The organism is Cellvibrio sp. BR, assembly GCF_000263355.1.
GTDB lineage: Bacteria > Pseudomonadota > Gammaproteobacteria > Pseudomonadales > Cellvibrionaceae > Cellvibrio.
In genome coordinates this window covers 62,750-87,913 of the sequence record NZ_JH668203.1, presented here as the reverse complement: position 1 = coordinate 87,913, position 25,164 = coordinate 62,750, and the positions used below count along the sequence as shown (strand labels likewise).

Genomic DNA, 25,164 nt, shown 5'->3' with positions numbered 1-25,164 from the left:
GCTATTTCGACTTAGCATACTAGATATAAATTATGGTCACAATTACCATAATGTCATATGGTTTAACTAACCATATGTGGTGAGAGATAAAAACAATAAGCAGTTTTGAGTTAGGCAAAGGTTATTTTCGGTATTACCTGGCTGTTTCCGCACCTCAGGTGAGGGATCAACCGCCCCAATGGCACCATCAGGCTGATAAAAGCCAGTTTCCCTCAACCCGGCAGCAGTAGGCCGGCATGTTAATCAGGCCAATCAGCGCTTGAGGGTCAGGTTTTTTTCAAATTTCCGGTGCGACTAATAACAACGTTAACTTTGAGGTAAGGAAAATGACTATTAATAATCCCTGTAAATATCTGTTCGCGCTGTGTGTGATCTTGTTGGCTATGCAGAGCAATGCGGTCGTGATCGATACACGTTATGAACAAGTGGATAGCAATCTGTGGACGATGGATTTAACGATTCACAATGATCAGCCCGATCAATTCATTCATGAATTCACGGTATTTTTTGCCCCCGAGCTTTTTGCCGATCTGACAATTGTTGCCAGCCCTTTCACTTGGGATAGTTTGGTGGTGCAGCCAGATGCGCTATTGGGTGATGGTTTTTTGGATAGTTATTCATTCGCCGGTCTAGCATTTGGCGATGCACTGTCCGGTTTCAAAATTGCATTTAGTTACGCAGGTTTTGACGCACCGGGTGCGCTCGATTTTTTAGTCTATGACGCTGATTTTAATCCGCTTGGCAAAGGCCAAACACGCGTTGTGACCCAGGCTGTTCCTGAATCTTCCACGGTGTTGCTGTTATTGCTTGGCTGTATGGCACTGGCGTTTACCAGAAAAACTAAACAGCCAGTCACAGCCATCGTTTAATTATGGCCCTTTAAAAACGAATAACGCTTCAAGAATTAATCAGCCTTGAAAAAGCAATAATAATCTGTGAGGAAAATTTAATGAAAAATATCAGTAACTATTTAGGACAATATGCGAGGGCGGTGTTGTTTGGCTCTGCGCTCGCAGCTGCCGGATCAGTGGTCGCCAGCGAAGACATTAATCTCAATGTTACGTCGCTAATAAAAGTGAGCGAAACCCGCATCAATCGCACTGAATACGATTATGTATTTAAAGTCGCGCTGAGCAATGGTGAAGTGCCATTAAAAAACGCGGCGCAAAAATTAATAGCAGCGGGGCAGGGCACTCAAATTATTGATGGCGACGTTGCAATCGGCAACTTAACACCGCATCAAACCATCACCAGTAGCGATACCATCACCATCAGGCACAATCGCAGTCATCCTTTTAATCAATCATCAATGGTTTGGCAGGCGAGCGGCGAAGTTTTTTATAGCCTCAATACAATTGCGCGTGCGTTTCCTGGTGCGGAAGGATTTGGTGCAAAAACAACGGGTGGGCGCGGCGGCGATATTTATTACGTGACAAGTTTGGCGGATACCGATACCCCCGGCACTTTGCGCTATGCCGTAAACAGAACCGGTAAGCGCACTATTTTATTTGCGGTAAGTGGTTATATTCAGCTCACTAAAAATTTGGAAATCGTCAATGGGGATGTGAGTATTCTCGGGCAAACTGCGCCGGGGGATGGCATTACGTTGCGCGGTGCAGCACTCCGGATTAAAGAAGGTACTAATAATGTGGTGATTCGTTTTATCCGCTCGCGCCCCGGTCAGGTGCCGCAAGAAGTGGATGCGCTGGATGGGCGTTATTTGAATAATATTATCGTAGATCACAGCAGTTTCAGTTGGGCAATAGATGAAACTGCATCGCTTTATGCCAGCAACAATGTGACCTTTCAATGGAATATTGTGAGCGAAAGTTTAAATAATTCCGGGCATGAAAAAGGGTCACATGGTTATGGTGGTAACTGGGGCGGTGTGAATACCAGTTTTCACCACAATATGTTAGCTCATCATAAAAGCCGTAATCCACGTATCGATGGTATTTTGGATAAATGGACTGCGAATAAAACGATTCCGAGTGTGGATGGCGTAGCGGACATTCGCAACAATATTATCTATAACAATGTGCAATATCCTCCTTACGGCGCTGAAGGGCGCGATGTGCAATTTATTAATAACTATTACAAGCCGGGCCCGGCGACGGTTGCGTCCGGCGTGAAAAATTTTATTGTATTAGCGAGTGGCCGTCGCCCACTGTATGAAGAAGATCGCATCGCCACCTTGAATGATTACAATGCACAATTAGCAGCAGGCACACTCGATCCGAAATTTCTGGTAAATGGTGCGGTAGCAAAACCGGTTGGGCGTGTTTTTGTGGAGGGCAATTTCTTACAGGGTAATCCGCAGGTCACTGCCAACAATGTAGACGGTGTGCGTTACGATGATGCAAGTTTAAAAGAGTTAATCATTCAATCCACCGCCTTTGCGATGGCAGATCACGCCAAGGTAAATACCCATTCGCCGGATGATGCATTTGGTCTGGTGGTGCAATCCTCCGGTGCGAGTTTGCGTCGCGATGCTATCGACAGTCGTGTGGTAAATGATGTTGTTAATGGTGCCGGCGCTAGTGGTGCATCAGGTAACGGCATTATTGATTCACCAAATGATGTTGGCGGTTACCCCACGTTAAATTCTGCAGCTGCGCCCTTGGATACTGATCTTGACGGTATGCCGGATGCGTGGGAATTAGCGAATGGATTAAACCCATACAGTGCTGCCGACAATTGGGAAATGTTTACTGACTTGCACGGGCTGTATCCTGAAGTAAAAGGTTTGTACAGTAATGCTGAAGTTTATTGGTATAGCCTGGTAAAACACATTCCTGGTGCTGGCGTGGAAGCAGCGGTTTATGTTCCTTCCAGTTCATCGAGTTCATCTATTGCTTCCAGTGCGAAGTTTTCATCTTCACTTGCATCACTATCTTCCAGCAGCGCAAGCAGTGCTGTGATAGTGCCAGTTAGTTCATCGTCCAGCAGTGTTGCGAGCAGCAGCGCACAATCCAGTATTGCCACAGTGTTTAGCTGCCCGGCAACTGGCCTTTATTTTTGCGATGATTTTTCCGGTGGGTTAAATACTGCTAATTGGGATGTGAAAACTGCTGCAAATAATGTCGCGCCTCAAGCCAATGGTGTGTTTGATATTTATGAAGAGCATGGCAATAAAAGTCTACGTTTTACCGCTAGCAGTAGCGGTGGTGTTTTGTTGCTGTTGAATCAATCAGTAATGAATAGCATTCCTTCGGCAGATTATTTTATCGAGGCAAAAATTCGCCCACGTACTAATAGCACCACCAGTGACAAGCATCTTTATATGCTGGCGCGGTATGTGGATGATAACAATTGGTACGGCGGCGGTTTAAATGTACAAAATGCTACCACCAGCACCCGTGTAGAAAATGCCAAACGCATTAATGGTGCTGTCACGCAAATGACGCGGTTTAATACCCCTATCGAACAGGCAATTCGTTTTGATTCTTGTGGCAGTAATTGCGGTGGTCAGTGGTACACCGTGCGTTATGAACTGACCAGCAATCAGCATGTAATTTATTTAAATGGCGAAAAAGTCGGTAGCAACTTTACCGACGCTACCTATAGCGGAAAAGGTGTTATTGGTTTGTATACCAAAAACAAATCCTTTGAAATTGACGACATAAAAATCGGCAATGCCAATGACAAACCGCCGCAATTAAACATTTCTCCCGCCGCGGTCAGTTATGCCAGCGAAGTAAATAACGCGCCCTATGTGGTCACGGTAAGCGCCAAAAAGCCAGACCTGAGTGAAGATGAATTTTCGGTAGTGAGTAGCGATACTAACGTAGTAGCAATTAATCGCTCGGGCAATCAGGTAAATTTGGTGCCGGTAGGTGCGGGTAGTGCAACTATTACTTTTATCAGTAACAGTGAGCCAAATTTAACACGCAGTATTATTGCCAGCATTGCGCCGCAATTTGTGCAATCGCCCACTGTGTATAACTTGAATGGTTTAACACAACCTGCGGTGAATGCCGTGGAATCGCAGGTGGATGGAAAATTGCGCATCACCTTTGATTCGCCGCCAACTCTCGCATCAGCGGGTTCGATTCGTATTTATAAACTCAGTGATGACTCGGTAGTGGATACCATCAAGTTAGTGGATGAAAAACTCTATATAGGTTCAGATCCAACCCGCTTACGCACCATCAATGCGCCGTTGGTGGAAGTGAAGGGCAACAGCCTGTATATCACTCCCCACAAAACACTGGATTACGGCACCAGTTATTACGTCAGTATCAGCCCGGGTGCAATTACTAATGCAACGATTGGTGGTCTCGCATTTGATGGCTTGGGCAAAGCCGGCGGTTGGATTTTTACCACCAAACCAAACGCACCCAGCGGTACGGTGATCACGGTGGATGATGATGCACCTGCCGATTTCAGCACGCTGCAAGGCGCGCTGAATTATGTAATGGCAAATATTCCAATCAATACTGAAACGCAGATCCACATTAAAAATGGAATCTATGAAGAGCCATTATTGCTGCGTAATAAAAACAACCTGACCATTAGCGGTGAATCGCAACAGGGCGTACAAATCCGCTATAAAAACAACAATACACTCAACCCCGGCGCGGGTGGTACCGGCACTGCCGAAGGCGCTTTGGGTGGCCGCGCGGTTTGGTTAATTGAATCGGTGGATAATTTAGTGCTTGAGCATTTCACGCTCACTAACACCACGTTGATTGGTGAGGGCGGCCAAGCGGAAACTATTTATTTTAATAGCGACCAAGGGCGTTTAATTGGCAAGTACATCAGTTTAATCAGCGAGCAGGACACAATTTCGCTCAAAGGTTATAACTGGTTCTATCGTTCATTAATCGCTGGCAATGTGGATTTTATTTGGGGTGGTAATCGTGTGTCGCTGTTTGAAGAAAGCGAAATTCGTTCACTCGGTGATTCCCGTGGCAATAGTGGCGGAGGGTATGTACTACAAGCGCGCACACCTACGGTAAACGATAAAGGTTATGTGTTTTTAAACTCTAACTTTACTCGTGGCCCCGGCCCACTTGGGCACAACATTCCCGATGGTCAATCTGTGATTGGGCGCACCGGTGGTAGCAGCAGTTTTGACAGCATCGCGTTAATTAACTGCAAAGTGGATGCGCACATTAAAAGTAATGCGTTTACCGATACACCTTCGGTTGTGGGTTCGGCAAACTCCGGGTTACGTCAGTTCAATACACAAACCCTGAGCGGTTCGCCGTTAGATATAAGTGGCTGGACACATTTTTACTCGCTGACTGAGGAGGAAGTGATGAGCGATTACAGCAGCCGCGCCGCCATTTTCAGTAATTTTGGCAATGGCAGCGGGTGGAATCCCCAACCTTAATATTTACGCTTCACAACAAGCTTATCGAAAAAGGAGCCAGTAATTGGCTCCTTTTTTGTTGATCCGCTTTGTTCCTGTTGCGCGGCTCTCTGTCCCTCATTATCAGGTGAGCTCAAGCTGAATGATTTGTATGCCATACAGATAGTGTTATATTATAACGTTTTATTGGTGTGTGAAGCTGTTTGCTATGAGAAAATCTTTTAAAATCAATTTGTTAGCATTTATTTTATCGTGGAGTGGCTTTTCTCTTGCGGTAGATGGGCAAGAAAGCAGGGGCGGTGAGGTAATCGAGGAGGTGTTGGTTACTCATCAGCACCAAGCCTATCGCGGCAATATTCCCCGTGCCGAGTTGCCGCAAGCAATTCAAGTTATCGAAAAATCGACCTTTCAGGATCTGGCGCTTACGCGTTTTCAGGAAGCCCTGGATTTCTCTGCCAGCATCGCGCGTCAGAACGATGGTGGCGGTTTATGGGATAGTTTTTCGCTGCGCGGATTTCCCGGCAATGAAAATATGCCCTCCAGCTATTTGATTAATGGGTTTAATGGCGGGCGCGGTTTTAGTGGTCACCGCGATGTGTCCAATATCGAACAAATTGAAATTCTAAAAGGTCCCGGCTCAGCCCTTTATGGTCGCTCCGAACCCGGCGGCACTATCAATATCATCACACGCAAACCGCAATTCACGAGTGAGGGTTATGTAAAAGTAACCCGCGGTAGTTTTGAGCAGCAGCGTGTAGAAGGCGATTACACACAAGCTATTAGTGATCAGCTCGCACTGCGGGTCAATGGTGCCGTGCAAGATTATGGTAGTTTCCGCGATTACGTGACGAGCGATAAACAGGTCATCACACCTTCATTACTTTATAAGCTGAATGACGACGCATCGCTTCTGTATGAGTTTGAATATTTAAAACAGGAGCAATTATTTGATCGCGGTTATGTGGTGTTGAATAACGATTTTAAAACGGTGCCACGCAGCCGTTATTTGGGTGAGCCGGGTGATGGCCCGACGACGATTGAATCCACAGGGCATCAGTTAACCTATCAACAACAATTGTCGAGCGATTGGTCATTTAACACTGGTGTTGGATATCGCGAATCCGAGTTAAATGGTTTCTCGTCGGATGCAGAGTTAGCCGCAGGCCGACAATCACTCTACGACGATGGTGTCACGCTCACGCGGCAGCGTCGCTATCGCGATTATTATTCAAAAGACACAACCCTACGCGCTGAATTCAGCGGTGAGCTTTCGCTGGCGGGGATGACACATAATTTATTAATCGGCGCCGATGCTTATGATTACGAATTATTTACATTGCTCGGACGCTATCGTGGTGTCAGAGGCAGTTACGTAATCAATATCAATGACCCCGTGTATGGAGTAGCGGTTGCGGGAACACCGGCAACCCTTTATGCCAATTTGGAACACCAGCAGGCAACTGGCGTTTATCTGCAAGATCAAATTGAATTAACCGATCGCTGGCGCGCGCTTGTGGGTGTGCGAGTGGATACTTATGATCAGGAAATTCATGAGCAATTAAAAAATGTTGTGTCGCACGCGGATGATACCCAGGTGTCGCCACGCATTGGTGTGGTGTTTGTGGTGAATCCCGCCATGACGATTTATTCGAGTTATTCCGAAGGTTTTGTGCCGCTCAGCGGCACTGATTATGCTGGCAATGCTTTTAAGCCGGAATTGAGTGAATCGATTGAAGTCGGTACCAAAATAAATCTTGCGGACTGGGCGTTAACCATCGCACTTTTTGATGCAGAAAAAACCAATATGCTCACCACTGATCCCGTGAATGCCGGCTTCTCTGCAACCCTCGGTGCGGTAAATAGTCGCGGTATTGAAATCGATGTAAGTGGTGCACTCACTGACAGCCTTGAGGCACAAATTTCTTATACTTATTTGGATACTGGCACAGCAGTTGATTCAGTCAATATAGAGTGGGGTGTGTTAGTGCCTGCTGGTAGTCCGATCTCCAATGTGCCGGATCACAGTGTGAGCGCAATGCTTAAGCAACAGCTGCGTATTTATAATCGTGATGCCAATATTGGTGTGCGGGTGCGCTATATCAGCGAGCGTTTGGGCGATACCGTCAACCCAAATTATCAACTGCCTGCCTATACGTTGATGTCGGTATTTGGTTCCTTTGCCATTACTCCGCGCTGGCAAGTGGAGGCGGTGGTAGATAATTTATTTGATGAAAATTATGTACTCAATTCCTATTCGCCGCTTTGGACGCAGCCGGGTGAGCCGCGCAGTGTGCGCGTGAGCCTTCGGTACGATTTTTAACGGACGTTGTTAACCATGCTGAATAAAACCGGGCGGCTAGCCGCGATGAATCTCTCTGTACGTATTAATAGTATCGATGCGATGCGCGGCTTGGTGATGCTAATTATGTTGTTGGATCATGTGCGTGAGCGCGTATTTTATCATCATCAAATTAGTGACCCCATGGATGTAGAAACAACGTCGCTGATACTTTTTTTTAGCCGCTTGTTGGCGCATTTATGTGCACCAACCTTTGTGTTTTTAACAGGTTTATCGGCATGGCTTTATCAACACAAAAACGATGGCGGCCAGCGGCCAGTGCGCGAGTTTTTAATCACGCGTGGCCTGATTTTAATTGCGCTGGAATTTACGCTGGTCACATTTTCATGGATGGGTAGCTATCACACTATTTGGTTGCAGGTTATCTGGGCCATAGGCGTGAGTATGGTAGTGCTGGGGTTAATCGCCCATTGGCACAAATACGTGTTACTCGCATTAGGATTGTTAATAGTCTGTGGCCACAATGCTCTCGGGCCGATACAATTTTCTCCCGGCGAATGGGGTTATTCCCTCTGGACTATATTGCATGACCGTAACTTTTTAATCGCTGAAGGTCCAGTGCGACTCAAAGCCAGTTACCCGGTATTGCCCTGGATTGGTGTAATTATTCTTGGCTATTTGGCGGGGCCACTCTACGCCCATATTTTTTCCAGCAGCCAACGTGCTACGAAGTTAATCGGCTTGGGTAGTGTGTGTCTGGCGGCATTTATGTTACTGCGCGTCACCAATAGTTATGGGGAAACCTTGCCTTGGCAGGTGATGCAAAACCCGCTGCAAACGGTAATGTCATTTTTAAACCTCACCAAATATCCACCCTCGCTGGATTTTTTATTGCTGACCTTGGGTGTGATGTTTTTTCTGCTGCGCTGGTTGGAAGCAGGGCGAATGAAAAAAATCAGTAATCTTCTCGCTCACTATGGCGCAGCGCCCATGTTCTTTTACCTGTTACACCTATACGTGTTATTGGTTATTTATGAGGTGTGCGTATTGCTGTGCGGAAAAAATCACGGCGATTATTTTGGCGTAGCGCATATGGGGTGGGTGTGGCTAATTGCAGTGGTGCTCGCGGTGCTTTTATATTGGCCAACTAAACAATTTGCGTTGCTCAAGCGTAAAAGCAGTTGGCGCTGGGTTAAGTATTTTTAGTGTTTCAATCGCTAGTCACATTGACTGCATTGTAAGCATCAATTATATGCTGCACATCTACATTCGGTCGCAGTTGCATACGTTGATAATGGGCGACGGTTTTCTGCAAATACTGATGGGCAATAGTGATTTGTTCGGTGTCAGCGCAATGCCACAGCTGATCCCCGACAGGGTTAACGGAACAACATAGTGCTTTTCTGCGTGGATTTCTGGTAACTAATAAAATCTCGTAAAACCGCTGGTTCTCTTCTATTAATACTTCGCGTTGTAAATCAAAACCATGTTTTATCAATTGCTGCCTAAGCGTGAAGTTATGGTGTACTGGGCAGAGTAAAAAATCTATTGCAAGTGTCGGGTGACGCGTGCAGATTGCCTCGATGAAGTCAGTCATTAAATCACCGCCCACTCCCGCAATAATTACTAACTGCTTACCAACGACGTGATCTAATGGCAGCAATGCCACATCCAAGCAGTGAATATGCCACCGGGAATTTGTACTTTTATTCGCGGTTAAGGCATCGGCGGGAAAAAACCGTTGCAATTTATTTTTCAGCTCGTGCATTAACTCAGGCACTATATCGACGAAATGGATATGTGCTGCTGCCTGACGTGATAGCAGTGCGGCGCCCAACAAACCATGGTCGCAGCAGCAGTCCCATATGTGGGTGTAGCCTGCGCCCACCAAGGACTCAATTTGTGTTAATCGCTTGCTTAATCGCACTTATTGGTTTCCCGGTATGAGTTGCCATCTATGGCTTACTAATATTTTCATATGTTATTTTATTGTACTGCACGGTTATTGCACTATAACAATTATGCTTAGTTAACGACTGGAGGGAGCTTATGCAAGATACACAGATAAATGAACTTATACATGTTCTTAAAACTCGATTTGAGAAAAATACTCGTCGCCATGTGGGGATTGATTGGGCGGCGGTGGCGGCGAAATTAGTGGTAAACGTGGAAAAATTGTCTGTGCTTTTTGAAATGGAGCGCACGGGTGGTGAGCCAGATGTTATTGGCTGTGATAATGCGACGGGCGAATTTATTTTTTGCGATTGCTCAATAGAAAGCCCCACTGGGCGGCGCAGTATTTGTTATGACCGTAAAGCACTTGAATCGCGCAAACAGCACAAGCCTGATGGCAGCGCGGTTGAAATGGCGGAGTCTATGGGTATTGAGTTGCTCTCGGAACAGCAATATCGCGAGTTACAAATGCTTGGAGAATTTGATAAGAAATCTTCAAGCTGGGTGAAAACCCCTGAGTCTATCCGCGAGCTTGGTGGCGCACTTTTTTGTGATCGCCGTTACAACCAGGTATTTGTCTACCATAACGGCGCTGAGTCCTATTATGCTGTCAGAGGTTTTCGTGGTTTGCTAAGGGTGTAATTGAGGGCACGGTTTTCAGGAGTTTTTTATGGTCTATTTAAGAAAGCCTGCACTTGGTGATTTACATGAAATTAGGCTCGCTTATGCGCGTAGTTTATCTATCCATCACCCTTGGGTGTGTGTGCCGAGCGATTTTAACTCCTACCTGCAGCAGGAAGGACGTTATTTTTTGTGTAAACGTGGTACTAATGAAATTATTGGTACCTTTAACATCTCCGGTATTATTCGTGGCAACTTTCAGTCGGCCTATTTGGGATATGAAGTATTTCATCCACATCATGGTAAAGGCCATATGCGCAGCGGCTTGGCTTTATTGTTGAAAGAGGCATTTGAGGTGTTGAATTTACATCGCCTGGAAGCCAATGTTCAACCGGAAAATGCTGCATCAATTGCGTTAGTTGCGAAAGCGGGGTTTGTAAAAGAGGGGTTTTCTCGCAATTATTTGCGAATTGGTGGGGTTGAGTGGAAGGATCACGAGCGTTGGGCGATAATAAATGAGGCGTGGCAACCGCGAGATTAATAATCTCCTTTATTTATATTATTCTCACGCTAAAGTTTTTTCGCATATTTCTCGGCTTCTTCCATTAATATGTTCGCCTTTTTCAAGCGAAACCCTTCTTTTTCCGCTGTTGCTTTTTGAACGCGATCCAGTCTGAAACAGCGCGAAGCATCTTTATCAGTATCCCATGCCAGTATGTACCAGACGGGCCAATTCAAAAATAGATAATGCGGTTCTATGCGGCGCTTGCTGTGGTTTTTCTTTTCATCGCAATATTCTATATAGAGTGATTTTTGTTCGAAGAATGCGGTGCTTATTTGTTGTGTGGTGGCGTTACTGGTAATGGTTTGGTAACTGCTAGTAACAAAATCAGACGCTAGTTCGCCAATCAATAAACGCTCCCTGACTTTTTTAATGCGCGCTTGCTGTTCTGTAGGGAAACTGGCAAAGAGCTTATTTTTGACGCTGTTTAAGTGGGTGAGAAAAATAGGTGAGTTCAGTTTTTCCATAATGGATATTGAAAGTAGAAGGTCTATTACTTCCTGATAGTTTAATTGTAGCCGCCCAATTCCCCAGTGTTTATACAGTCGCACACCGCCACCGCGACCCGCTTCGGTTTCGATGGGATAACCACGCTGTTTGAGTAAATCCAAATCCCGCAATAGCGTGCGCCGACTGACCGTGAGTGAGAAGGCAAGATCATCCACTTTATGGCTATCAGCTGATCGCAGTAATCCGAGCAATTGGTCGTGGCGGTCTATTTGTGAATAGCGATTATTTTTGCCCATACTGAATTCCCATTATTTGGTGCCATATTCTGTCACCTTTATTAATAACATGGGAGTTTCAGTAATCAATCTATAGGGAGGAGGTGACAAATGTACTTCACCGTGCAGAAGTTTGCGATTTGGATATTATTGCTTTGCATACAAATTACGGTCTGTTGGGCACAGGCAATTGGCGTATTTGATCGGCAACAGAAAGCATTCAATCAGGTGAGTGCGTCAAGGTTGGACGATACAGCGAAAGGTGAGGTTGATGCGCGGTGTAAATACTTTTTTTGTGGTGGGTAAGCTGTGCAGCCAATGGGTTTGGGTTTCGCCCTTCATAACCAATAGGCTGCCGTGCTCGAGTATAACTGCCACAGGGTGTTTGGTTTTTTTATGTTTGAAAGAAAATTTTCGTTCAGCGCCCAAGCTGAATGAACCTATAGCCCCATTTTTCTTCAGGGCGATTTCAGCATCGCTGTGCCATGTCATACCTTCTTCGCCAGTGTGATACAAGTTGAGCAGACAGGAGTTGTATGACTCTTTACTTTCGGTTTCGGCCAGTTGTTTGAGTTCCAGTAGTTCATTGATCCAGGGCAGGGCGGTTTTAGTTGTGCCGGAATAGGTATAGCTGAAGGGGGCATCGCCATACCATGCCACTTTGCGCCTGGTGATAATTTCTTTGCCCATGATCATCGCCTTATCATTCTCCCAAGCTATTTTTTCCATGAGCGCGTGAAAATAATAATTAGCTTGTTCCTGTGTCAGGATTTTTCCGTAGTAAAACACCTCGCCGTTGTAGGGCAATAAATTGTGCGGTTCACTATTCAGGTGTTCAAAAAGATCCATACTGCTGCTCTTCGCTTAACTATTTTTCTGTGCGGCTTCCCAGCCAATAATGGCTGATTTTCGCGTCTCTCCCCACATATATCCACCCAGCCGCCCTGTATTTTGAATCACGCGATGGCAGGGGATTAAAAATGCGATTGGGTTACTTCCAATCGCTGTACCCACCGCTCTGGTGGCGCTGGGTTTATCGATGTTTTTTGCGATAGTGCCATAAGTTACCAATGCTCCCATCGGAACCTTGAGCAAACTTTCCCATACTTTTAGTTGAAAGGGGCTGCCGGATAAGTGGAGTTTAATTTTATCCGGTTGGTGCCAATCTTTCTGAAAAAAGCTAAGTGCATCTTGTTGGAGTTTATCCGTTGTGTTCTTAAACGACGCTTTAGGAAAGCGTGCAATTAAATTATCGATAGCTTGTTGTTTATCCGTTACAAAAAACAAATGACAGATACCTTTGTGGGTAGAGGCTACTATCAGTTGCCCGAACGGACTTTCTGCAAAATGGTAATTAATTTGTAGCCCTGTGCCACCATTTTTAAATTCACCCGGTGTCATTCCCTCAAGGCTAATGAATAGATCGTGTAGCCTACTTGTGCCCGATAGCCCGGTTGCATGTGCTGTATCAAGCAGAGTGGCATCAGCGTTTCTGAGCAGGGATTTGGCGTATTCCAAGGTCAAATATTGCATGAATTTTTTGGGGCTTACACCAGCCCATTCGGTAAACAGCTTTTGAAAATGGAATGGACTTAGTTGCACTGCAGTCGCAATTTCATCCAGCGATGGCTGATCTTGTAAATGATCTTTAATAAAATTAATGGCCGCTGCAATACGGGCATAATCAATATCGTGTTGGTGCATCACAATTAAGCTCGCTAAGGGGATTTGCCGGATGGTTGCCCTTAGTATGAATAAGCATGTTGGTTAGTGCGACCCGAATCTTGCGGCGACCAATCTAATTTTTCAAAACAATAATTCACTGCATAAAAAAGCCCCGCCAATTTGCACTGGCGGGGCCTTCTTATTTGCGTTTGCTTAAACCTTAGTTTTTAGCAGCGGCAGCTTTTTTTTCTTTCTCTTTGGCAATTACTGCTTCAGCCACGTTCGCAGGGCATGCGGAGTAGTGAGAGAATTCCATAGAGAACTGACCGCGACCTGAAGTCATGGTACGCAGGGTGCTGATGTAACCAAACATTTCTGAAAGGGGTACGTCAGCCTTGATACGCACGCCAGTCACGTTGGCTTCTTGGCCAGAGATCATGCCGCGACGACGGTTCAGGTCGCCGATAACATCACCTACGTGATCTTCTGGAGCGTAAACGTCAACTTTCATGATTGGCTCAAGCAGTTGTGGACCTGCTTTTGGCATAGATTGACGGAAAGCGCCTTTTGCAGCGATTTCAAACGCAATTGCCGAGGAGTCAACGGCGTGGAACGCACCGTCGAACAGGTCAACTTCAACGTCCAATACCGGGAAGCCAGCTAATGGACCGGTGTCCATCATTGACTTGAAGCCTTTTTCGATCGCTGGGTAGAATTCTTTTGGAACGCTACCGCCAACACATGAGGTTTTGAATACAAAGCCGGTGTTTGGCTCGCCCGGCTTGATGCGGTAGTCGATCTTACCGTACTGACCAGAACCACCTGATTGCTTCTTGTGGGTGTAGCTGTCTTCGATCTCACGGGTAATGGTTTCGCGGTAGGCAACCTGTGGTTGGCCAACGATCAGCTCAACACCGTAAGTACGCTTCAGGATGTCTACTTTAATATCCAGGTGCAATTCACCCATACCTTTCAGGATGGTTTCGCCTGAATCCTGATCCGTTTCAACGCGGAAGGTAGGATCTTCTGCAACCATCTTACCGATCGCAATACCCATTTTCTCTACGCCGGCTTTGTCTTTCGGAGTAACAGAAATCGAGATTACTGGCTCAGGGAAGATCATGGGTTCAAGGGTACAAGGGTGCTTTGGATCACACAGGGTGTGACCGGTTTGTACGTTCTTCAAGCCTACTAGCGCAATAATGTCACCGGCTTGCGCGGTGGTCAGATCGGTACGCTCGTTCGCTTGCATTTCAACCATCCGGCCAACACGTTCACTTTTGCCAGTGAAAGAGTTAAGGATGGTATCGCCTTTGTTCAGTACGCCTGAGTAGATACGCACGAAAGTCAGGGCGCCGAAACGGTCGTCCATGATTTTGAACGCCAGCGCGCGGAACGGCTCATTCGCATCCACGAGGGCGAATTGACCGTTTGGATTACCTTCTTCGTCAGTCAAAGGCTGCGGGTTAACTTCTTGTGGTGCTGGCAGGTAATCAACTACCGCATCCAGTACCAGCTGCATGCCTTTGTTTTTAAAAGCTGAACCACAGAAAGTGGGGAAGAAAGCCAGGTCGCGAGTACCCTTACGGATGCAACGTTTGATGTCTTCCACCGAAGGTTGTTCACCTTCCATGTAGGCCATCAACAGGTCGTCGTCCATTTCTACCGCATTTTCAACCATTTGGTCGCGGTACATTTCTACGTCGTCAACCATATCGGCTGGTACGTCGGTAATGGTGTAGTTTTCTGGTTGGCCAGATTCATCCCATACGTAAGCTTTGCGAGTCAACAAATCTACAACACCAACGAAGGTATCTTCGCGGCCGATTGGCAACGTCATGATCAAAGGCTTGGCGCCCAGAACTTTTTTCACTTGATCGGTAACGCGCAGGAAGTCAGCGCCGATACGGTCAAGTTTGTTAACAAAAATCAGACGCGATACTTTGGCGTCGTTCGCATAGCGCCAGTTGGTTTCAGACTGAGGCTCTACGCCGCCTGAGCCACAGAATACGCCGATACCGCCATCGAGTACTTTCAATGAACGATACACTTCCACAGTGAAGTCAACGTGTCCGGGGGTATCGATAACGTTGAAGCGGTGACCCTTCCAGAAACAGCTTACCGCTGCTGACTGAATGGTAATACCGCGCTCAGCTTCCTGTTCCATAAAGTCAGTAGTGGATTCACCTTCGTGAACTTCACCAAGCTTGTGGATACGGCCAGTGAGCTTGAGGATACGCTCGGTGGTAGTGGTTTTACCGGCGTCCACGTGAGCGAAGATACCGATGTTTCTGTAAAGGGATAAGTCAGCCATAGGACTCTCTTAATGTTATGCAAGGTTAGAAAATGCAGGGTTGGAAAATAGCGGCGTAATATACAGGAAGTTATCCAAAAATGCCCAAAGAAAAAGGAGCTTAACCAGCTCCTTTTACAATTTTGAGTCAAAAATAATGGTGCGTGCGCTGTTTTACTCCATGTAGCTGTCGATACTCGGGCATGAGCAAACCAAATTCCGATCCCCATACACGTTGTCGATACGGTTTACCGTTGGCCATACCTTGTGGTTTTTCAACCAGCTGGCAGGGCGGCCGGCAACTTCACGTGAGTAGGCGCGGGTCCAGTTTTCTTCCAGTACATCGTCCTGGGTATGGGGTGCATTGTGCAGGGCACTGGCTTCAGCGGCAATTTCACCCTTGATCACTTGTTCGATTTCGTTGCGGATAATCAGCATCGCTTCGATGAATTTATCCAATTCGATTTTGGATTCGGATTCGGTTGGTTCGATCATCAATGTGCCCGCAACCGGGAACGACATGGTTGGCGCGTGGAAACCGAAGTCCATCAAACGTTTGGCGATATCTTCTTCGCTGATGCCGCTCGCTTCTTTTAAGGGACGCAAATCCAATAAGCATTCGTGGGCAACAAAACCGTTGGTGCCTTTGTACAAAATCGGATAAGCGGCTTCCAATTTTTTCGCTACGTAGTTTGCATTCAGCATCGCAAATTCAGTCGCTTGGCGCATACCCACAGCGCCCATCATTTTGATGTACATCCAACTGATCGGCAGAATACTGGCGGAGCCCCAAGGTGCAGCAGAAATAGTGCCGTTGTTTACATCAGTTCCCGGAACTGCTTGCACCGGATGCGCAGCAAGGAAGGGCTCCAGGTGTTTGCCGACGCCGATGGGCCCCATGCCTGGGCCGCCACCGCCGTGGGGAATACAGAAAGTTTTGTGCAAATTCAAATGCGACACATCGCCACCGAATTTACCGGGTGCGGCAACGCCGACGAGTGCGTTCATGTTGGCGCCGTCGATATAGACCTGGCCGCCGACTGCATGAACCATATCGCACAATTGCGTAATGCCTTCTTCAAATACACCGTGCGTGGATGGGTAAGTCACCATGATGCAGGCGATTTGATTATTGTAAGTGGCGATTTTCTCTGCGAGGTCAGCAAGATCAACGTTGCCTTTGTTATCGCAGGCAACTACGACGACTTTGTAACTCACCATTTGTGCTGATGCGGGATTGGTGCCGTGCGCTGATGCGGGAATCAAACAAATATCGCGCTGGGTTTCACCTTTGCTTTCAAAATATTTTTTGATCGCAACAAGGCCGGCGTACTCGCCTTGTGAGCCAGCGTTAGGTTGCAAGCTGATGGCATCGTAGCCGGTGCAGGCTTTGAGCATCTCTTGTAACTCTTCGAATAATTCTTTGTAGCCTTCGGCTTGGTCAATCGGCGCAAAGGGATGCAACTTGCCAAATTCCGGCCAGGTGACGGGAATCATCTCGGCAGTTGCATTTAATTTCATGGTGCAAGAGCCGAGTGGAATCATCGCGTTATTGAGCGCGATGTCTCTTGATTCCAGGCGCTTTAAATAGCGCAGCATTTCAGTTTCGCTGTGATAGGTGTTGAATATTGGATGGGACAATACCGCATCGCTACGCAATAAATCAGCCGGGATCGCGTTGTTGGCGGTGATATTTTTTCCGGCAAGCACTTGCTCATCAAATGACGTCAGTTCAATTCCGGTTACGCCAAATACAGCAAGCAATGCTTCCAGATCAGCAGCAGACGTTGTTTCATTCAGGCTGATGCCCAATGAATCGCTGCCCATCAAACGCAAATTAATTTCGGCGTTTAATGCGGCTTGATAAATCGCTTTTTGATTGTCGCCAACATTGACGGTAATAGTGTCGAAGAACTGGTTGTTGGTAATGCCGAAACCTTTGGCTTTTAATGCAGCTGCAGCAATCGCGGTCAAGCGGTGAATGCGGTTGGCGATACGTTTCAGGCCGTCGGGGCCGTGGTAAATCGCGTAGAACACGCTCATCACCGCGAGCAATACCTGCGAGGTACAAATATTGGAGTTGGCTTTTTCGCGACGGATATGTTGCTCGCGGGTTTGCATCGCCATACGCAGTGCTTGTTTGCCGCGCGCGTCAATTGACACACCAATAATGCGGCCGGGAGCGGAGCGTTTGTAAGCATCGCGGAAAGCGAAGAAGCCGGCGTGCGGGCCGCCAAAACCCATAGGCACACCGAAGCGTTGGCTGGTGCCGACCACCACATCGGCGCCCATAGCGCCGGGAGATTTGAGCAGCATCAACGCCATTAAGTCCGATGCAACTGTTACCAGTGCATTGTTGTTATGGGCGGTTTCAATTAGCGCGGTTAAATCGCGTACCTGACCGCTAGAGCCTGGGTAAGAGAGCAGGGCGCCGAAGTAGTCGCCATTGATAAGTTCATCGGCCTTGGCGACAAAAACTTCAAAACCGAAATGTTCGGCGCGGGTTTTCACCACAGCGATGGTTTGCGGGTGAGTATCTGCATCCACAAAAAACACGTCGGATTTACTTTTCTTGTTTTGACGCTTACACATCGCCATGGCTTCAGCGGCGGCGGTACCTTCATCCAATACCGAAGCGTTGGCCATTTCCATCCCGGTCAGGTCGATGATCATTTGCTGGTAGTTGAGCAATGCCTCCAAACGGCCTTGGGCGATTTCGGGTTGGTAGGGCGTGTAAGCCGTGTACCAACCCGGGTTTTCCAATACGTTGCGCAGCACCACCAGTGGCACGTGGGTGTCGTGGTAGCCCATGCCGATGTAGTTTTTGAAGATCTTGTTCTTACTGGCGATGGCTTTGAGTTGGGCCAGTGCATTGGCTTCGCTGACCGCATCGCCCAGATTGAGTTCGTTTTTCAGGCGGATATTGTCCGGCACCGTTTTGTCGATCAGCTCCTTGACTGAGCTGACGCCCAGGGTTGCCAGCATAGCGGCAGTTTGTTGGGCATCCGGGCCGATATGACGCTGTACAAACTCGTCGTGATTGGCCAAAGCGGATAGCGGAGCTGAACGAAAATCAACTGACATAGAAACTCTCTGTGTAAGGAAATCAATAATAAAGGCGGGAGAGGGTTGCGGCCGAGGGGGGCTGCTTACCAGGAGTTGCCTGTAAAAAAAGGGCCCCTGCTTAAAAAGGCCGCAATGGTATCAATTTGGGGCTTGGCGGGCAATCTAACCTGCCGCGCTTTGCACCAGAAGCCAGCACTTATACGTAAAAAAGCCGACCTTGGAGCAGTCGGCTGGAGGGGGAATGGGTAGTCGAGCAGATGCGTTTTGCGGGTGATAGAAAAACCTAATCAATAATTCGCGAGTGGGGCTGAATCCAACTGGTAAATTCTGATCCAGTCGTATTGAGTCACCATCGGGTAGGTGTTGTGTTTTTTATTGCCGCCGAATACATCCTGAATTTCATCGTTGGGAATCCAGAAGTTCATCATGAGTGATGTCAGGTTGTCGGGAATCGGTGTTGGCTTTTTCTGCCCGGGCGCACATTCGGGTTTGCAGTCCAGCTGGCTCTGATCGAGTGTTTTGACCAGTTTGCCGTCTACATACCATTTGATAAAAGTGGGTGCCCACTCGATGGCAAATACCCGCCAGTCATCAACCGGGCCTACTTCAATTTTATCTTCCCATGCACCCCATTCGCGGGTAGCAACCCAATTGGGGGTATCCAAACCATAAATCAAATTGGCTTGGAACTTGTCAGGGCGGCCGCCCTCCAGCTCCACATCAATCTCCTCCCACTCGCGCGGTGAACCGCTATTGGTATAGGTGAACAAAGAAGAGATATAACCGCTGGCAGCGCTACGAGCAGGGGCTTTCATACGTGTTTCAAAACGCCCGTATTTGATGGTTTTAGTGGGTGCGGTACGCAATTCGCCGCAGGAATACTCATAGGGTCGCTTTTCCTGTTGATGATCCTCTGACCAGCTGGCGGGTACTTTTTCCTGGTTGACGATTAAATGCAGTAAGCCCTTTTCTACTTGCGCACCTTGTGGCGTAAAACGGCACGCCGACTCATGACCCACCGCGCCGTCGCCTACTCGCCATAGCATGTTATCCAGACGATCAAAACGCTCATCGACTTTCAGGGTGTAACCTGGATATTCGCCGGTGTAACCGGGGTAGGCGATTAACGCATTCTCACTCTGTGCGTGATAGCTCGCTAGTAATACCAAACCAGCTGGCAGTATTGGGAGGTGTTTGGTGGTTAGGGTTTTTATCATAAATTCCTCTGGTCTCTTTATTGTCCCGACAGCAGTAACTACCCACCTATAGTTGCACAGCATAAGGTGAAATGTGTGCCAGTTTGAGGCGGCTTTTAAACATGGGATAGGTGCAGAAAAATGGAACGCCAGCTGACAAGTCGGCGCGGCGCTTTAGCTGCTAAGCTCCATAGAGAGCACACAAAAGTCAAAACAATAAAGGAGTCGGTATGAATAACGCCAAAGCGCATCAACTCATTTTTTTGGGGGCGGCTCAGGAAGTCACCGGCTCCTGTCATTTGTTGGAAACGGCTGGCAAACGCTACCTGCTTGATTGTGGAATTCTGCAGGGGGAGGGCAGCGAAGAGCAGGCATTCAGCTTTGATCCGGCAGCTATTGATGCAGTGATTTTGTCCCATGTGCATTTGGATCATAGTGGCCGCTTGCCGCGGTTAGTGCGCGGTGGCTTTCGCGGCAGTATTTACTGCACCGAGGGCACCGCACGCTTATTGCCCATCTTGCTAAAAGATGCCCTGAGTTTGTATCTGCGCGATCTGGATTACGAAAACCTGCGCCGCGAACGTGCCGGCAAGGAATTGCTGCGGCCGGAATATGATGATTTGGATGTGGAGCGTGCCCTCGCGCTCTGTGAACCCTCCACCTATGGTGTACTTCAGGCAATCGGGGCTGACGTGAATCTGGTGTTTCACGATGCAGGACATATCCTTGGTTCCGCGATTGTTGAGTTGCATTTGGGAGCGGGAGAAAGCACTAAAACACTGGTTTTTTCCGGCGACTTGGGTAATCCCGACACCTCCTTAATGCCTGAGCCGACGCTACTGCGTCATGCCGACGTAGTGTTGATGGAGGGCACTTATGGCGACCGTAACCATCGCTCATTTGATGACACTATCGCTGAATTTGAGGAGGTGCTGGCGGCAGCTTCGGCAGATAATGGCAATATTTTGATTCCTGCATTTGCTATCGGCCGCACCCAGGAACTGCTATTCCAGTTAGGGGTGATGTATCACCAAGGGAAGTTGCAGGGTTGGCGGGTTTATCTGGATAGCCCCATGGGCGGCGCGGTGACTGAGGTCTATGAGCAGATGCGCCATGACTGGCACGCCAAAGATCGCGCCGTGATGAGTGAATATCGCAGCCGCACATTGAGTGAGTTTCTGCCTTGTCTGACTGTTACTGCCAGTGTGGAGGAGTCCATGGCGCTCAATCATGTCAAATCGGGGGCGATCATTATTGCGGGCAGCGGAATGTGTACCGGCGGGCGTATTCGCCATCACTTCAAACATCGCCTCTGGCAGAAAAACACTCATCTAGTGTTTGTGGGTTTCCAAGCCCAAGGCACATTGGGGCGCATTCTGGTAAATGGGGTGAAGAAGATAAAACTCTTTGGCCAGGAGATTATGGTGCGCGCCAAAGTTCACACCCTGGGCGGTTTTTCCGCCCATGCCGGGCAGCAGCAATTGCTGGATTGGGCCGCCGGTTTTGTGGATAGCCCGCGCTTTTATTTAGTACACGGCGAGCCGGATGCTCTGCAAGCTTTGGCCAAAGCCCTGTGGAGTCAGCATCAAATTGAAGCGGTAGTTGCTACTCGTGGTGCGGGGGTGCATTTTTGAGATCGGTGTTAGGCAATTCTGGTGTTGCTTGCGTGCGTCAACCTAATAAGAGGCTGCCTGTATCCGACACGGCCTGTTATGATTCCGGCCTGCCTAGCCATTCATAATAACTGTGTCCCGCTGCGTCTATGTATCACGAATTTTTTGGGCTAAAAGAGCCCGCTTTTTCTATCGCCGTTAACCCGCGCTATCTCTTTATGAGCGATCAGCATCGGGAAGCGTTGGCGCACCTATTATACGGCATCCAAAACGGTGGTTTTGTAATGCTCACCGGCGAGGTGGGCACGGGTAAAACTACAATTATTCGCTGTCTGCTGGAGCAGCTGCCGGAAAATACCGATATCGCGATTATCCTTAACCCCACGGCCAATGCGCCTGAGTTGCTCTGCACAATTTGTGATGAGCTGGGGGTGAGTTACATCAGCGACGAGTTAACGGTTAAAAACCTGACTGACGCGCTCAATGAGTTCCTGCTGGATAATCATCGCAAAGGTCGTAAAACCGTATTGCTGATAGATGAGGCGCAGCTGTTAAAAGTGCCGGTGCTGGAGCAGATTCGCCTGCTTACCAACCTTGAAACTACCACTGAAAAGCTGCTGCAAATTATGCTGGTGGGGCAGCCTGAGTTGAAAAAACTATTAGCACGCCCGGCATTGCGGCAATTATCCCAGCGCATCACTGCCCGCTTTCATTTGGAAGCGCTTACACCCGCCGAAACCAAAGCCTATATCCATCACCGCCTGAAAGTTGCCGGTCTACCGGATCATCAGCGCCCGTTTAGCGATGCCATCATTAAAAAAATTCACGAATTTAGCGGTGGTATTCCACGGTTAATCAACGTGCTCTGCGAACGGTTATTGCTCGGCGCCTATGCGCAAAATCAGCACAACATCGATAAACAGATTTTCGCTTCTGCCGCCAAAGAAGTCGCGGGCACGGCTACCCACCAGGAGGAGAAAGTTGCTGCTGCCCGCACCTCCTGGCATGCCTTATTGGTTGCAGTTGTTGCAGCGGTGATGGTGGCAGTATGGTTTTTGTTGCCGGATGAGCTCTCAACCAGCTCTGCACCTTTGGCCAATGCGGAAGCAGTAAATGAGCCAACGCAATCATCTTCCTTATTCGCAAGTTCAAGTAGTACAGCGTCATCCAGTGCCCAGAACGAACAATCGCCACTGATTGCGATGGCGACAAGGGATTTAGTGGCGGCGCAATTGGTACTGTTTGATCATCTTTCCCTTGCTGTAGGCGATATCACCAACCCGTGCCTTGCGTCGGTTGCGGTGAACTACAGTTGCGAAAAAGTGCGCCTCGCGTCCTGGGATGAATTAAAGGACATCAATCGCCCGGGCTTGATGACCTTGGCGACCAGCGATAAAAAGTGGGTGTACCTGTTGTTGGTCGGGCTGAGTGAAAACTATGTGCTGATTATCGAAAATGGGGTGGAGCGGATTATCCCTTGGCGCGATATAGCGCCACTGTGGACGGGCGACTTTTATTATGTCTGGTCGCGTCCGCAAGGGTTCGAAAAAAGTTTGCAGTTGGGCGATAAAAGCGATTTAGTCACTTGGGTGGCAGAACAGTTTGCCCAGCTTGATCAGCAACCTGCACCCCTGACGCGCCAGTTTTACACTGAAAAACTTAAAAAACGGGTAGAGCTTTTTCAGCGCACGCAAAACATTCTGCCGGATGGTGTTATAGGCGCTCAAACCTTGCGTCGCCTCAATGAAGTGCTGGGGGTGGATAAACCACTGGTCCAGTTGGATGAACAAAAAATACCTGCGCTTTTAAATGTGCAGGGTTCAGAAGCACAAGGGCTGTAGTTCTATGTCGTTAATTTTGGATGCCCTCAATCGCGCCGATACCGAGCGTAAAAATCAAACACCGGTACCGGATTTGAATACCCAACATCGGCCATTGGCGCTGGAACCGGAGCAGTCTGCCCGTGCATGGTATTGGTGGGTTGCGGCTGCGCTAATTATTGTACTAGTGGCGGTCATTATCTGGCGCTGGCAAACAACCAATACCTCGCCGACAGCAACTGCTATTTCGCCCGTTCAGTCCGCGCCCGCCAAGGTGCAACCTCCGGTTAGTCAACCTGTAACACCGGCGGTAGTGGCTCCAGTCCAACCGCAGCAACCGTTGCCCTCTCAATCTGCCGCCAGCTTGGCGAGTGCTGTTGCTGTCCGGCCGGATAGCAGTGGAGTTGCTGCGACTGATATAAAAGATCTCTATGCGGAAGATGCTGCGCCAGAACCAACAATGGAGGCTGATGTAAGTCAACTCTATGCCCCTGAAGAAGCGACGGGTTCGGAATCGGTAGTAGATCCTTTCGCTAGTCCTTCAGTGGCCCAAGCGGCGTTGCCACCTGCGGAGGTTGTGCGTGAGCCTGCGCGCACCTTTGACTCCATGACTCATGTCCAGGACTTTAACGAGCTGCCCTGGAATACCAAACAGAAGATGCCGACCATCAGCTACCAGCGTCATGATTATCTGGCCGGTGGCATTAGCAGCGTGGTTATCAACGGGCAAACCTTGGGGGTGGGCAATATAGTCGCTACCGGTCAATTTGTGGTGCAGGATATTTTGGTCGATGGTGTAGTACTAAAACATGGTGACCGGGTATTCAAATTGCGGGCATTAAATGGTTGGATCAATATGTAGATTAGGGAATGGGTGGGTTTAACCCTCGCGAGCACAACAGTAAAAAGGAGCCAGCAGGCTCCTTTTTACTATCTTTTAATACCTTTCCAGGCAGCTATTCAGAATCAAGTGGTTGAGCCCATTTTGGACTGCAGATAATTCTGCAGACCGACAGTATCAATCAATGACAGCTGGGTCTCCAGCCAATCAACATGCTCTTCTTCGGATTCGAGGATACTTTTTAACAGGTCGCGGCTTACAAAATCACGCACACCTTCGCAGATGATGATGCCGTCGCGCAGGTCAGGAATCGCTTTCAATTCGAGTTTTAAGTCAGACTTGAGCATTTCCGGCGTATTTTCACCAATGTGCAATTTACCCAGGTCTTGCAAGTTTGGAAGCCCTTCTAAAAACAGAATACGCTCGACCAATGCATCCGCGTGTTTCATTTCATCAATAGATTCGTGATATTCGTGATCGGCCAGCTCTTTTAAGCCCCAGTCTTTGTACATGCGTGCGTGCAAGAAATATTGATTAATCGCCACCAGCTCGTTGCCCAGAACCTTGTTCAATACTGCGATGACTTGTGGATCGCCTTTCATGGAGTTCTCCTTAATGCGTCAAATAACAAAAGGAGAGTCTGGTCGCCGAATGGCTCAGTGTCAAGCGTAGGATTTTATCTAAGTATTTGATGGGGAAGGAAAAAGCACTAAAAATCGAAATGATTTAGATTCTTTTTAGTGCTTGATTCGGCGCAGCAGGAGTTAGGCTAGGGCGTAGAATTGCGGTAAGCCGTTGATCATAGGGGTATCGTTGAGCGCTTCATTCAGAATTTCGCGCGTCATTACTGAACATTTACCGCATTGGCTAGCAACACCCAATGCTTTGCGCAGCTGCCCCAAGGAATTGGCGCCATCATCAATAGCGGCTTTGATTTGTCTATCAGTTATGCCTTTGCATACACAAACGTACATAGCACAGTTCCACAGATTGTTCAGGAAGTGATCTCAAAGTCGCAGAGGCGGCTTCAATATGATTACGAATGAAACTCTAAGTCTAATGAGAAGTTGTGTCAACAAGTTGTGAGATAAATTCTTATTTGAAATGCATTGCTATTATTTCTTATAACTTGTTTATATATTTTGGTGCCAGTTGTTGGCCAATAGTCTTAGTTTTGGAATTGTCATATAGAA

18 protein-coding genes are annotated in these 25,164 nt (G+C 47.9%); 9 read left to right on the top strand and 9 right to left on the bottom strand.

Annotation, left to right across the window (positions count from 1 at the left end; genetic code table 11):
- The first annotated feature begins 326 nt into the window (after positions 1–326).
- The 4 genes from O59_RS13580 (at position 327) to O59_RS13560 (ending at position 8,822) form a co-directional block, all read left to right on the top strand.
- On the top strand, positions 327–869 hold the full coding sequence (locus tag O59_RS13580; protein ID WP_007643694.1) for a PEP-CTERM sorting domain-containing protein: 543 nt from the start codon (positions 327–329) through the stop codon (positions 867–869).
- A gap of 80 nt (positions 870–949) precedes the next feature.
- Positions 950–5,338 (top strand): pectinesterase family protein, encoded by a 4,389-nt coding sequence (locus tag O59_RS21080; protein WP_007643692.1) that lies wholly within the window; start codon positions 950–952, stop codon positions 5,336–5,338.
- A gap of 187 nt (positions 5,339–5,525) precedes the next feature.
- Positions 5,526–7,637 carry a TonB-dependent siderophore receptor gene (locus tag O59_RS13565; protein ID WP_040392706.1) on the top strand — a complete coding sequence of 704 codons (2,112 nt, stop codon included), beginning with the start codon at positions 5,526–5,528 and terminating at the stop codon, positions 7,635–7,637.
- 15 nt (positions 7,638–7,652) lie between these two features.
- A complete protein-coding gene (locus O59_RS13560; RefSeq protein WP_007643683.1) occupies positions 7,653–8,822 on the top strand; it encodes a DUF1624 domain-containing protein in 1,170 nt (389 codons plus the stop codon).
- 4 nt (positions 8,823–8,826) lie between these two features.
- Here the strand turns inward: O59_RS13560 and O59_RS13555 are convergent, their stop codons facing one another.
- On the bottom strand, positions 8,827–9,543 hold the full coding sequence (locus O59_RS13555) for a tRNA (adenine(22)-N(1))-methyltransferase TrmK (RefSeq protein WP_007643681.1): 717 nt from the start codon (positions 9,541–9,543) through the stop codon (positions 8,827–8,829).
- Positions 9,544–9,665: 122 nt separating this feature from the next.
- On the opposite strand from O59_RS13555, the gene O59_RS13550 reads away from it, so the two are divergent.
- Together O59_RS13550 and O59_RS13545 are read left to right on the top strand one after the other, a co-directional pair.
- Positions 9,666–10,211, top strand: coding sequence for a DUF4256 domain-containing protein (locus O59_RS13550; protein ID WP_007643679.1), 546 nt, complete (start codon positions 9,666–9,668; stop codon positions 10,209–10,211).
- A 28-nt stretch (positions 10,212–10,239) separates the two neighbouring features.
- Complete coding sequence (locus tag O59_RS13545) at positions 10,240–10,731, top strand: GNAT family N-acetyltransferase (protein WP_007643677.1); 492 nt, start codon at positions 10,240–10,242, stop codon at positions 10,729–10,731.
- Between the two features lie 29 nt (positions 10,732–10,760).
- On the opposite strand, the gene O59_RS13540 is transcribed toward O59_RS13545, so the two are convergent.
- The 6 genes from O59_RS13540 to O59_RS13510 all read right to left on the bottom strand — a co-directional run bounded on the left by O59_RS13540 (position 10,761) and on the right by O59_RS13510 (position 19,718).
- Positions 10,761–11,498, bottom strand: a complete 738-nt coding sequence (locus tag O59_RS13540; protein ID WP_007643675.1) for a YafY family protein — start codon at positions 11,496–11,498, stop codon at positions 10,761–10,763.
- Positions 11,499–11,714: 216 nt separating this feature from the next.
- Positions 11,715–12,326, bottom strand: a complete 612-nt coding sequence (locus tag O59_RS13535; protein WP_007643673.1) for an alpha-ketoglutarate-dependent dioxygenase AlkB — start codon at positions 12,324–12,326, stop codon at positions 11,715–11,717.
- A gap of 15 nt (positions 12,327–12,341) precedes the next feature.
- Positions 12,342–13,181 carry a methylated-DNA--[protein]-cysteine S-methyltransferase gene (locus O59_RS13530; protein WP_007643672.1) on the bottom strand — a complete coding sequence of 280 codons (840 nt, stop codon included), beginning with the start codon at positions 13,179–13,181 and terminating at the stop codon, positions 12,342–12,344.
- A 181-nt stretch (positions 13,182–13,362) separates the two neighbouring features.
- A complete protein-coding gene (gene fusA, locus O59_RS13525) occupies positions 13,363–15,456 on the bottom strand; it encodes an elongation factor G (protein WP_040392698.1) in 2,094 nt (697 codons plus the stop codon).
- A gap of 153 nt (positions 15,457–15,609) precedes the next feature.
- A complete protein-coding gene (gcvP, locus tag O59_RS13520) occupies positions 15,610–18,519 on the bottom strand; it encodes an aminomethyl-transferring glycine dehydrogenase (RefSeq protein WP_007643670.1) in 2,910 nt (969 codons plus the stop codon).
- A 269-nt stretch (positions 18,520–18,788) separates the two neighbouring features.
- Complete coding sequence (locus tag O59_RS13510) at positions 18,789–19,718, bottom strand: family 16 glycosylhydrolase (protein ID WP_007643669.1); 930 nt, start codon at positions 19,716–19,718, stop codon at positions 18,789–18,791.
- A 209-nt stretch (positions 19,719–19,927) separates the two neighbouring features.
- Between O59_RS13510 and O59_RS13505 the strand changes: the two genes are divergently transcribed.
- From O59_RS13505 to O59_RS13495, 3 genes are all read left to right on the top strand, one after another.
- Complete coding sequence (locus O59_RS13505) at positions 19,928–21,331, top strand: MBL fold metallo-hydrolase RNA specificity domain-containing protein (RefSeq protein WP_007643668.1); 1,404 nt, start codon at positions 19,928–19,930, stop codon at positions 21,329–21,331.
- 128 nt (positions 21,332–21,459) lie between these two features.
- Positions 21,460–23,151 (top strand): ExeA family protein, encoded by a 1,692-nt coding sequence (locus O59_RS13500; protein WP_007643667.1) that lies wholly within the window; start codon positions 21,460–21,462, stop codon positions 23,149–23,151.
- A gap of 4 nt (positions 23,152–23,155) precedes the next feature.
- Positions 23,156–23,992: a general secretion pathway protein GspB gene (locus O59_RS13495; protein WP_007643665.1), complete on the top strand. Its 837-nt coding sequence runs from the start codon at positions 23,156–23,158 to the stop codon at positions 23,990–23,992.
- Positions 23,993–24,096: 104 nt separating this feature from the next.
- On the opposite strand, the gene bfr is transcribed toward O59_RS13495, so the two are convergent.
- Positions 24,097–24,573, bottom strand: a complete 477-nt coding sequence (gene bfr, locus O59_RS13490; RefSeq protein ID WP_007643664.1) for a bacterioferritin — start codon at positions 24,571–24,573, stop codon at positions 24,097–24,099.
- Positions 24,574–24,735: 162 nt separating this feature from the next.
- Complete coding sequence (locus O59_RS13485; protein ID WP_007643663.1) at positions 24,736–24,945, bottom strand: bacterioferritin-associated ferredoxin; 210 nt, start codon at positions 24,943–24,945, stop codon at positions 24,736–24,738.
- Positions 24,946–25,164: the final 219 nt, after the last annotated feature.

What these genes read in the sequence shown, in the direction of transcription:
- O59_RS13580 (WP_007643694.1), top strand. Translation starts at nt 327, where the DNA reads ATGACTATTAATAATCCCTGTAAATATCTGTTCGCGCTGTGTGTGATC.
- O59_RS21080 (WP_007643692.1), top strand. Translation starts at nt 950, where the DNA reads ATGAAAAATATCAGTAACTATTTAGGACAATATGCGAGGGCGGTGTTG.
- O59_RS13565 (WP_040392706.1), top strand. Translation starts at nt 5,526, where the DNA reads ATGAGAAAATCTTTTAAAATCAATTTGTTAGCATTTATTTTATCGTGG.
- O59_RS13560 (WP_007643683.1), top strand. Translation starts at nt 7,653, where the DNA reads ATGCTGAATAAAACCGGGCGGCTAGCCGCGATGAATCTCTCTGTACGT.
- O59_RS13550 (WP_007643679.1), top strand. Translation starts at nt 9,666, where the DNA reads ATGCAAGATACACAGATAAATGAACTTATACATGTTCTTAAAACTCGA.
- O59_RS13545 (WP_007643677.1), top strand. Translation starts at nt 10,240, where the DNA reads ATGGTCTATTTAAGAAAGCCTGCACTTGGTGATTTACATGAAATTAGG.
- O59_RS13540 (WP_007643675.1), bottom strand. Translation starts at nt 11,498, where the DNA reads ATGGGCAAAAATAATCGCTATTCACAAATAGACCGCCACGACCAATTG.
- O59_RS13535 (WP_007643673.1), bottom strand. Translation starts at nt 12,326, where the DNA reads ATGGATCTTTTTGAACACCTGAATAGTGAACCGCACAATTTATTGCCC.
- O59_RS13530 (WP_007643672.1), bottom strand. Translation starts at nt 13,181, where the DNA reads ATGCACCAACACGATATTGATTATGCCCGTATTGCAGCGGCCATTAAT.
- fusA (WP_040392698.1), bottom strand. Translation starts at nt 15,456, where the DNA reads ATGGCTGACTTATCCCTTTACAGAAACATCGGTATCTTCGCTCACGTG.
- gcvP (WP_007643670.1), bottom strand. Translation starts at nt 18,519, where the DNA reads ATGTCAGTTGATTTTCGTTCAGCTCCGCTATCCGCTTTGGCCAATCAC.
- O59_RS13510 (WP_007643669.1), bottom strand. Translation starts at nt 19,718, where the DNA reads ATGATAAAAACCCTAACCACCAAACACCTCCCAATACTGCCAGCTGGT.
- O59_RS13505 (WP_007643668.1), top strand. Translation starts at nt 19,928, where the DNA reads ATGAATAACGCCAAAGCGCATCAACTCATTTTTTTGGGGGCGGCTCAG.
- O59_RS13500 (WP_007643667.1), top strand. Translation starts at nt 21,460, where the DNA reads ATGTATCACGAATTTTTTGGGCTAAAAGAGCCCGCTTTTTCTATCGCC.
- O59_RS13495 (WP_007643665.1), top strand. Translation starts at nt 23,156, where the DNA reads ATGTCGTTAATTTTGGATGCCCTCAATCGCGCCGATACCGAGCGTAAA.
- bfr (WP_007643664.1), bottom strand. Translation starts at nt 24,573, where the DNA reads ATGAAAGGCGATCCACAAGTCATCGCAGTATTGAACAAGGTTCTGGGC.
- O59_RS13485 (WP_007643663.1), bottom strand. Translation starts at nt 24,945, where the DNA reads ATGTACGTTTGTGTATGCAAAGGCATAACTGATAGACAAATCAAAGCC.